This window comes from Streptomyces sp. NPDC107517 (assembly GCF_055582645.1).
Genome location: NZ_JBVJPM010000024.1, coordinates 95,872 through 104,871, shown reverse-complemented (window position 1 = coordinate 104,871; position 9,000 = coordinate 95,872). Strand labels below are relative to the sequence as shown.

General features: G+C 70.9%; 6 protein-coding genes and 2 pseudogenes. All 8 read right to left on the bottom strand.

Features of this window, described 5'->3' with window-relative positions:
- Positions 1 to 272 (bottom strand): annotated as a pseudogene (locus ACZ67T_RS36635) (2-oxoacid:ferredoxin oxidoreductase subunit beta); the annotation flags it as partial.
- Positions 265 to 2,117 (bottom strand): annotated as a pseudogene (locus tag ACZ67T_RS36630) (2-oxoacid:acceptor oxidoreductase subunit alpha); the annotation flags it as partial. The pseudogenes ACZ67T_RS36635 and ACZ67T_RS36630, both read right to left, overlap by 8 nt.
- Before the next feature lie 5 nt (positions 2,118 to 2,122).
- A complete protein-coding gene (locus ACZ67T_RS36625; RefSeq protein WP_469990060.1) occupies positions 2,123 to 2,350 on the bottom strand; it encodes a DUF6059 family protein in 228 nt (75 codons plus the stop codon).
- Positions 2,347 to 4,134 carry an acyltransferase domain-containing protein gene (locus ACZ67T_RS36620; protein WP_469990059.1) on the bottom strand — a complete coding sequence of 596 codons (1,788 nt, stop codon included), beginning with the start codon at positions 4,132 to 4,134 and terminating at the stop codon, positions 2,347 to 2,349. Before ACZ67T_RS36620 ends, ACZ67T_RS36625 begins: the two co-directional genes overlap by 4 nt.
- Positions 4,135 to 4,257: 123 nt before the next feature.
- Positions 4,258 to 4,527 carry an acyl carrier protein gene (locus tag ACZ67T_RS36615; protein WP_266559164.1) on the bottom strand — a complete coding sequence of 90 codons (270 nt, stop codon included), beginning with the start codon at positions 4,525 to 4,527 and terminating at the stop codon, positions 4,258 to 4,260.
- A gap of 99 nt (positions 4,528 to 4,626) precedes the next feature.
- Entirely contained in the window at positions 4,627 to 5,841 is a 1,215-nt protein-coding gene (locus tag ACZ67T_RS36610) for a ketosynthase chain-length factor (RefSeq protein WP_469990058.1), read from the bottom strand.
- Positions 5,838 to 7,103, bottom strand: coding sequence for a beta-ketoacyl-[acyl-carrier-protein] synthase family protein (locus ACZ67T_RS36605; RefSeq protein ID WP_469990057.1), 1,266 nt, complete (start codon positions 7,101 to 7,103; stop codon positions 5,838 to 5,840). The genes ACZ67T_RS36610 and ACZ67T_RS36605 overlap by 4 nt, the downstream gene beginning before the upstream one ends.
- 261 nt (positions 7,104 to 7,364) lie before the next feature.
- Positions 7,365 to 8,981: an acyl-CoA carboxylase subunit beta gene (locus tag ACZ67T_RS36600; RefSeq protein WP_469990055.1), complete on the bottom strand. Its 1,617-nt coding sequence runs from the start codon at positions 8,979 to 8,981 to the stop codon at positions 7,365 to 7,367.
- Positions 8,982 to 9,000: the final 19 nt, after the last annotated feature.

Here is a 9,000-nt window from a genome sequence, read left to right as displayed (position 1 = left end):
GCGAGTCCGGTCGCGATGGCCGGGGCGCGGCCGTGGATGGAGTGCATCCCGTAGGTGTTCATGTAGTACGGGAAGCGGGACGAGCAGCCGATGCCGGAGACGAAGACGATGTTCTCCTTCGCCAGCCCCAGCTCGGGCATGAAGCCCTGGACGGCGGCCAGGATCGCGTAGTCGCCGCAGCCCGGGCACCAGCGCACCTCCTGGTCCGACTTGAAGTCCTTTGCCTTCAGGGCGACTTCGCTCCTGGGCACGAGGCTGAGCATCTCAGCCATGGATGGCCTCCTTGAGAGCCGTGGCGAGCTGCTCAGCCTTGAACGGCATGCCGTTGACCTGGTTGCAGGAACGGGCGTCCACCAGATACCTGGCCCGGATGAGAGTGGCGAGCTGGCCGAGGTTCATCTCGGGGATCACCACCTTGTCGTAACGCTCCAGGACCTCGCCGAGGTTCTTCGGGAACGGGTTGAGGTGCCGCAGATGGGCCTGCGCGATGTCCTCGCCCGCCGCACGCAGCAGGCGCACCGCCGCGGTGATCGGCCCGTACGTCGAACCCCAGCCAAGGACAAGGGTGCTGGCCTCGCCGGAGTCGTCGTCGACCTCGATGTCGTCGACCTCGATACCGTCGATCTTGGCCTGCCGGGTGCGGACCATGAACTCGTGGTTGGCCGGGTCGTAGGAGATGTTGCCCGTGCCGTCCTGCTTCTCGATCCCGCCGATACGGTGCTCAAGCCCCGGCGTGCCCGGCAGAGCCCACGGACGGGCCAGGGTTTCCGGGTCACGCTTGTACGGCCAGAACACCTGCGTGCCGTCCGCCTCGGTGTGATTCGGGCCCGACGCGAACTGGGTCCGCAGATCAGAGAGTTGATCGATCTCCGGGATACGCCACGGTTCCGACCCGTTCGCCAGATAACCGTCCGACAGCAGGAACACCGGCGTCCGGTACGTGATCGCGATCCGGGCCGCCTCGATCGCCGCGTCGAAACAGTCCGCCGGTGTACGCGGAGCGACGACCGGAACCGGCGCCTCACCATTACGCCCGTACATCGCCTGCAGCAGATCCGCCTGCTCCGTCTTGGTCGGCAGACCCGTCGAGCCCACCACGCTGGATGTCCACCACCAGCAACGGCAGTTCGAGGGAGACCGCGAGCCCGATCGTCTCCGACTTCAGCGCCACACCGGGACCCGATGTCGTGGTCACCGCCAGAGAACCGCCGAACGCCGCGCCCAGCGCCGCGCCGATCCCCGCGATCTCGTCCTCCGCCTGGAACGTGCGCACACCGAAGTTCTTGTGCTTCGACAGCTCGTGCAGGATGTCCGAGGCCGGCGTGATCGGATACGAGCCCAGATACAACGGCAGATCCGCCTGCCGGGACGCCGCGATCAACCCGTAGGACAGGGCCAGGTTCCCCGAAATATTGCGGTAGGTGCCGGTCGGGAACGCGGACGCGGCCGGTGCGACCTCGTAGGAGACCGCGAAATCCTCCGTCGTCTCACCGAAGTTCCAGCCCGCATGAAAAGCCGCGATGTTCGCCGCCGCGATCTGCGGCCTCTTCGCGAACTTCGAGCGCAGGAACCTCTCCGTGCCCTCGGTCGGCCGGTGATGCATCCACGACAGCAGACCCAGCGGCGAACATGTTCTTCGAACGGCCCGCATCCTTACGGGACAGCTCGAACTCCTTCAGCGCCTCCACCGTCAACGTCGACAACGGCACCGGATGCACCTGATACCCGTCCAGCGAACCGTCCTCCAGCGGGGACGTGCCGTAACCGACCTTCTGCATCGCCCGTTTGGTGAACTCGTCCGTGTTGACGATGATCTCCGCGCCACGCGGCACATCCGCGATATTCGCCTTCAGCGCCGCCGGGATCATCGCCACCAGCACATTCGGCGCATCCCCCGGCGTCAGGATGTCGTGATCCGAGAAATGCAACTGGAACGACGACACACCCGGCAGAGTCCCCGCGGGCGCCCTGATCTCGGCGGGAAAATTCGGCAACGTCGACAGATCATTCCCGAACGACGCCGTCTCCGAGGTGAACCGGTCACCCGTCAGCTGCATTCCGTCGCCCGAGTCGCCCGCGAACCGGATGATCACCCGGTCCAGACGCCGTACGTCCTTGCCGTTCACCGCTGCTCCCTGATCGGCTCCATGAGCTGCCTCTGCAGCGCGAGTTCGGTCGAAGTCAGCGCGATGTCCGGACGGAGCCGCTCAGGGTGCCCCTGGGGCGGCTCGTCCAGGCTCGGCTCGGGCCCGACCGGCGGTGGGCCCAGGGTGGACATCCCCAGCCAGATCCATCCCGCGGCGGTCAGCCAGTGGTAGATCTCGCGCAGGACCTTGGAGACGATTCTCATGCGACCAGAGCCCTTGCCGGTATGGGCGGCGTCCTGGTGCCGGCCGCCGCGGATGCGTCGTCGTCGCTCCACGTCCACAGACGGGCGATCGCGTTCAGGTCCAGGTCGTGGCCCTCGGTCCACAGACGGGCGGCCGCGTTGAGCACGGACTGGCGGTCGGCCTCCTGGGTGCCCGGGCGGGCCGGGAGGAGCGGGCAGACCGCGCCGGCGCCGAGGCGGACCGAGCGGTGCCTGCGGGCGAAAGCGGTGAGGGTCTGGCGGGGGCCGGCCTCGATGAGGAGGACGTCGTCGGCGGCGAGGAGCTCGTCCAGGGCGTTGCGGAAGTGGACGGTGTCGGTGATCTGGTCGGCCCAGAAGCGAGGGCTGCGCGCGGCCTCGGGGCTCATCAGGGTGCCGGTGTAGCCGGAGTAGAGGGGCAGCTTCGGCTCGCGCAGCGGGATGTCGCGGTAGTCGATCTCGATCGCGTCGGAGGCGGGTGCCATCGCCGGGGAGTGGAAGGGGCTGGTGGCGGGGACCGTGACGACCGTGAGTCCGTCCGCACGCAGGCGGTCGGCGACTTCACCGAGGGGCTGGTCCGAACCGGCCAGCATCACCTGCTGGTTGGCATTGACGGCCGCGATGCCCACCCCGTCCGTCAGGTAGGGGCGCAGCCGCTCCTCGCTCGCGGCGACGGCGAGCATGCCGCCGGCCGGGATCTTCACGGCCTCCCTGACCCGGGCCTGGACCATGGCGACGGCGTCGCGCAGGGAGACCACGCCGGCGAAGGTGGCTGCCACGAGTTCGCCCGCGCTGTGGCCGAGGAACGCCGTGGGGCGTACACCCCAACTGAGGATCATGCGGCCCAGCGCGTAGTCGATCGCGAACAGCAGCGGCTGGGCGCGGCGTACGTCGTCGATGCCGACGGCGGCGCTCTGCGGGTTCAGCCAGTCGGCACGTACCCGGGAGCCCTCCTCTCCCATGTGGGCCAAGGCCGCGTCGACGGCCGCGGTGAAGACGGGCTCGCGGCGGTAGAGGCCGGCCGCCATGCCGGCGTGCTGCGAGCCCTGGCCGGGGAAGAGCAGGACGACGGGACGACTGCGGGACACGTCGACGGCGCGGGCCTGGTGGACGGCGCGGGCGGCGAGCGTGGACACGGCGACGGCCGCGCCGCGTATCGGGCCGGGCGGGGTGCCGCAGGGCACGGCGGTCGGCAGCGCGGGGTACGCCTCCCGGTGGATTCCGCCGAGCATCGGCAGGAGTTCGGCGCGTACCCGCACCTCGTCGTCCGCGGTCCGGCCGGACCAGAGGATCAGGCGGTGGCGGTCGGGGTCGGTGCCGCGCGGGTTCTGCCGCACGGGCCGCAGGGGCGGTGCCTCCCGCGGGCTGTGCGGGGCCGTCACATCGAGTACGCCGAGGACGGCGTCCCCTTCGGCCACCGCTTCCGCGGCGCGCTTCACCGCGTACACGGTGATGGTCTGGGAATCGGGCTCGCCGAAGCCCGCGACGATGACGAGGTCGGCGGTGCCCTCGTGGAGTTCGTGGTGGGCGCGGCGCAGGGCCAGGCCGGCGGTGGCCGCCGTCCGGACGGTGAAGCCCTCGTGCTCGGCCCCGAGCCCGGAGTCGACGGCGGAGGATCCGATGAGGACGACGGTTCGGGCCGGCAGGTCCTCGGGGGAACGGCCGAAGGCGCGCAGTACGGCCGAGACGGCGGTGGCCGAGGCCACGACCGGAGCCTGCTCCTGCGGAGCCGGGCCGGGGCTGACGATCAGCCGGCGGACCACCGCACTGTGAGACGTGAGTGACATGGTTCCCTCCTCGTGGACCGTGGCTCCGGCCGCATGGATGTCAAGGGGTGAGGGCGGAGGAACGGCCGCCCTGCCTGCCGGGGGAACGTAGGCAGGGCGGCCGCGGGATGTCCGGTCGGCGCCTCAGGCGGCGGGCGTCCGGCCGGAGTTGATGAGGGCGAGGAGCGCGCCCGGGGTCTCCGCGTCGACGACGGCGTCGTCCGGGATGCTGATGCCGAACTCGCGCTGGATCTCGCCGATGACCTGGAGCAGGGCGAGGGAGTCGTAGCCGAGCTCGATGAACGGCGTGTCGATGACGTCGCCGTCGAGGTCGATGCCCTCTTCCTCGCCGGCGCTCTCGCGGAGCATGCGGGTCAGGTCGGCCAGGGTCACGGTGGCGGTGGAGGTGGTCATGGTTGGTGCCGTCCTCTCGGTTGGGCGCACTGGTGCTGGGTGGTGGAGCGACTGGTGGAGCGGGACGATCCGTACGGATGCGGCGGGCCGCGAACCGTTTCAGGTGGTGCGGCGCACCACGAGTGCGGCGTTGAAGCCGCCGTGGCCGCGGGCGAGGACGAGTGCGGTGCGCAGGTCGGCCTCGCGTGCCTCGGTGACCAGGTCGATGGTGTGCTGCGGGGCGGGCGCGCCCACGTGGACGGTGGGCGGGATGACGCCGTCGCGCAGGGCGAGCAGCGCCGTCGCCGCGTCGAGCGCGGCCCCGCCGGCGAGGAGGCGGCCGGTCATCGTCTTGGGGGCCGTGACGGGGACACCGTTCGGCCCGAACAGCCCGGTCAGGGCCTCTGCTTCGGCCCGGTCGAGGTCTGGTACGCCGGCGGCGTCCGCGAAGACGACGTCGACGTCGGAGGCGGTGATCCCCGCGTCGGCGAGGGCGTTCTCGGCGGCCCTGCGCAGGCCGGGCGGGCGGCCGGTGCCGGGGGCCGGGTCGAGGGTCGCCGCGTATCCGGCGACCTCGCCGTAGACGTGGGCGGCGCTGCGGGCGCCGGCCGAGCCTGCTTCCTCGACGAGGAGGATGGCGCCGCCCTCACCGGGGACGTATCCGGCGGCCTCGGCGGCGAACGGGAGGTAGGCCCGGGTGGGGTCGTCGACGGTGCTCATCAGGCCGGAGGCGATCTGCGGGACCCAGCCCCAGGGGCAGATGGCCGCGTCGACGCCGCCCGCGATGACGGCGGGGAAGCCCTTGCGGATGTGGCGGCGGGCGTGCCCGATGGCGTCGATGCCGCCGGCCTGTTCGGTGAGCAGCACGCCGCTGGGGCCGCGCAGCTTGTGCCGGATGGAGATCTGGCCGGTGTTGACGGCGTAGAACCAGGCGAAGGACTGATACGCGCTGACGTACTCCTTGCCCTTGCTCCACAGGTTCTGGAGTTCGCGCTGGCCGAACTCGACGGCTCCGCCGGACGCGGCGGTGACCACGCCGATGCCGTATTCGGGGAGTTCCTCGGTGTCGATCCCGGCGTCCTTCAGGGCCCAGTCCGCCGCGGTCAGCGCGAGGCGCGTCATGTGGTCGGTCTGCGGCATGAGGCGGCTGGGGATGTGCTCCTCGGCGACGTAGCCGGGAACCTCGCCCGCGATGCGGGACGGGTACTGGGTGGCGTCGAAGCGGGTGACGGGTCCGAGGCCGGACTCGCCGGCCAGGGTGGCCTTCCAGAACTCCTCGGTGCCGAGGCCGTTGGGGGCGGTGATGCCCAGGCCGGTCACCACTGCGGCGGTCATACGGTCCTCCTGTCCGGGCGGGCCAGCACCATGGCGCTCTGGAATCCGCCGAACCCGCTGCCCACGCTGAGCACCACGTCGGTCTGCTGCTCGCGGGCGACGAGCGGGATGTAGTCGAGGTCGAGCTCGGGGTCGGGCTCGTGGAGGTTCGCGGTGGGCGGCAGGACGCCGTGCTTCATCGCGAGGGCGCAGGCGGCGATCTCCAGGGAGCCGATCGCGCCGAGCGAGTGGCCGATCATCGATTTGATGGAGCTCACCGGGGTGCGGTAGGCGTGCTCGCCGAGGCTGCGCTTGAAGGCGCCCGTCTCGTGACGGTCGTTCATCTTGGTGCCGGAGCCGTGGGCGTTGACGTAGTCGACGGTCTCCGGGGCGAGGTGGGACTCGGCGAGCGCGACGTCGATGGCCTCCGCCATCTCCAGGCCCTCGGGCTTGAGTCCGGTCATGTGGTACGCGTTGCAGCGGGACGCGAAGCCGGAGATCTCGGCGTAGATGTGCGCGCCGCGGCGCTTGGCGCTCTCCAGCTCCTCCAGGACCAGGATGGCCGCGCCCTCACCGAGGACGAGTCCGCTGCGGGTCTTGTCGAAGGGCCGGCAGGCGCTCTCCGGGGTGTCGTTGCGGGGTGTGGTGGCGAGGATGGCGTCGAAGCAGGCCGAGGTGATCGGCGAGATGGGCGCCTCGGTGGCTCCGGCGATCATGACGTCGGCGGTGCCCTCGCGGATGAGTTCCACGGCGTGGCCGAGCGAGTCGAGTCCGGAGGTGCAGCCGGTGGAGACGACCGCCGCGGGGCCCTCGGCTCCGGCGGCCCTGCCGACCTCGGCGGCAAGGGAGCTGGGCACGAAGTGCCGGTACAGCTCGGGTACCGCGTACTCGTGGTCGACGTTCCACTTGCGGCCGCCGTCGCTGACGACGGCGTACTCGCGTTCCAGGCTGGTGGTGCAGCCGACCGCGCTGCCGACCGCCGTGCCGATACGGCCGGGGTCGAGTGCGGATATTTCGAGGCCGCTGTCGGCCAGGGCCTCGCGGGTCGAGACGACCGCGAACTGCGCGGCCCGGTCGAGCCTGCGGGTCTCCTGCTGGGAGAGGCCTGCCGCGAAGGGGTCGAAGTCGACCTCGGCGGCGACCTGCGAGCGGAACGGAGAGGGATCGTAGAAGGAGATCCTGCGGGTGGCGGTGCGGCCCGCGGTGAGCAGCTCCCAGTACTCCTTGACACCGACCCCGCCCGGGGCCACGACGCCCAGGCCGGTGATGGCGACTCGTCGCATGGTCTACCTGGCCTTCGACGGGGCCGGGTGCGTCGAGGCGCACCAGCCGGTTGGCACTCTGGGGGTCACTGTCGATCCCTTCGTCCGTGCTGATCAAGAGTCGGAGGCGGCGGCCGGAGGGGGTTCGGGGTGGGAACCCCCTCGGCCGGCCTGTGCCGGTCCGCGACGCGCTCTTGGCGTGCTGCCCTGACCGGTGAAGCTATGGAACGTCCGTGCCCTAGAACCGGACTCGTGTGCGCGTGGACCTGTTGAACAGCGCACCTATGTGGGGACATTTCCGTGCTTGCGGGCGGGTACTTCGGCCCTCTTGGAGCGCAGCATCGCGAGCGAGCGGATGAGGACGCTGCGGGTCTCCCCCGGGTCGATCACGTCGTCCACCAGGCCGCGTTCCGCCGCGAAGTAGGGGTGCATGAGCTCGGTCTTGTACTCGTCGACCCGGCGGGCGCGTACGGCCTCGGGGTCGTCCGAAGCGGCGATCTCGCGCCGGAAGATGACGTTCGCGGCGCCCTCGGCGCCCATCACGGCGATCTCGTTGGCGGGCCAGGCGAAGGCGAGGTCGGCGCCGATGGAGCGGGAGTCCATGACGATGTACGCGCCGCCGTACGCCTTGCGCAGGACGAGGGAGATCCGGGGCACGGTCGCGTTGCAGTACGCGTGCAGGAGCTTCGCGCCGTGCCGGATGATGCCGTTGTGCTCCTGGTCGACGCCGGGCAGGAAGCCGGGGACGTCGACCAGGGTGACGAGCGGGATGTTGAACGAGTCGCACGTGGAGACGAAGCGCGCGGCCTTCTCGCTGGCGTGGATGTCGAGGACGCCGGCGAGGGCCGCGGGCTGGTTGGCGACGATGCCGACCGTGCGGCCGTCGAGGCGCGCCAGGGCGCACACGATGTTGGGCGCCCACGCCTCGTGGACCTCGAAGGTCTCGCCGTCGTCGACGATCTCCTCGATCACCGCGCGGATGTCGTAGCTGCGCCCCGGGTCGGCCGGCACGAGGTCGACGAGGCCGTCGGTGCGCCGGTCGGCGGGGTCGTCGCAGGGCACCGCGGGCGGCATCTCGCGGTTGTGGGACGGCAGCAGCGCGATGAGGAAGCGCACGTCCTCCAGGCAGTCGCTCTCGTCGTCGTAGGCGAAGTGGCAGACGCCCGAGGTCGTGGCGTGCACGTCGGCGCCGCCGAGACCGTTGTGGGTGATCTTCTCGCCGGTGACCGCCTGTACGACGTCGGGTCCGGTGATGAACATCTGTGCCGTGTCGCGGACCATGAACACGTAGTCGGTCAGGGCCGGCGAGTACGCGGCGCCTCCGGCGCACGGGCCGAGCATCACGCTGATCTGCGGGATGACGCCCGATGAGGCGACGTTGCGGCGGAAGATGCCGCCGTAGCCCGCGAGGGCGGTGACGCCCTCCTGGATACGGGCTCCCGCCCCGTCGTTGAGGCTGACGAGGGGTGCGCCCGCGTCCGCCGCGAGGTCCATCACCTTGTGGACCTTCTCGGCGTGGGCCTCGCCGAGCGCGCCGGCGAAGATCCGGAAGTCGTGCGCGTAGGCGAAGACCGTGCGGCCGTGGACGAGGCCCCAGCCGATCACGACGCCGTCGCCGTGCGGCTTGCGGTGCTCCAGGCCGAACCCGGAGGCGCGGTGCCTGCGCAGCGGCTCTATCTCCGTGAACGTGCCCTCGTCGAAGAGGAGTTCAAGGCGCTCGTGGGCGGTGAGCTTGTTCTTCTCGTGCTGGCGCCGGGTGGCGGCCGGGTCGGGTCCGCGGCTCACCTCCTCCTTGAGGCGCCGCAGTTCGGCGGTCGCGCGGTGGAGGTCGGGGGCTGCCGGGACGGCCGGGATTACCGGGGCTGCCGGGGTGACGGTGAGGTCGTCGAGGATCGTCATCGGCCGAACGTAGGAACGC

Coding starts and splice junctions, on each gene's coding strand:
- ACZ67T_RS36620 (WP_469990059.1), bottom strand. CDS start 4,134: ATGTCACTCACGTCTCACAGTGCGGTGGTCCGCCGGCTGATCGTCAGC.
- ACZ67T_RS36615 (WP_266559164.1), bottom strand. CDS start 4,527: ATGACCACCTCCACCGCCACCGTGACCCTGGCCGACCTGACCCGCATG.
- ACZ67T_RS36625 (WP_469990060.1), bottom strand. CDS start 2,350: ATGAGAATCGTCTCCAAGGTCCTGCGCGAGATCTACCACTGGCTGACC.
- ACZ67T_RS36600 (WP_469990055.1), bottom strand. CDS start 8,981: ATGACGATCCTCGACGACCTCACCGTCACCCCGGCAGCCCCGGTAATC.
- ACZ67T_RS36605 (WP_469990057.1), bottom strand. CDS start 7,103: ATGCGACGAGTCGCCATCACCGGCCTGGGCGTCGTGGCCCCGGGCGGG.
- ACZ67T_RS36610 (WP_469990058.1), bottom strand. CDS start 5,841: ATGACCGCCGCAGTGGTGACCGGCCTGGGCATCACCGCCCCCAACGGC.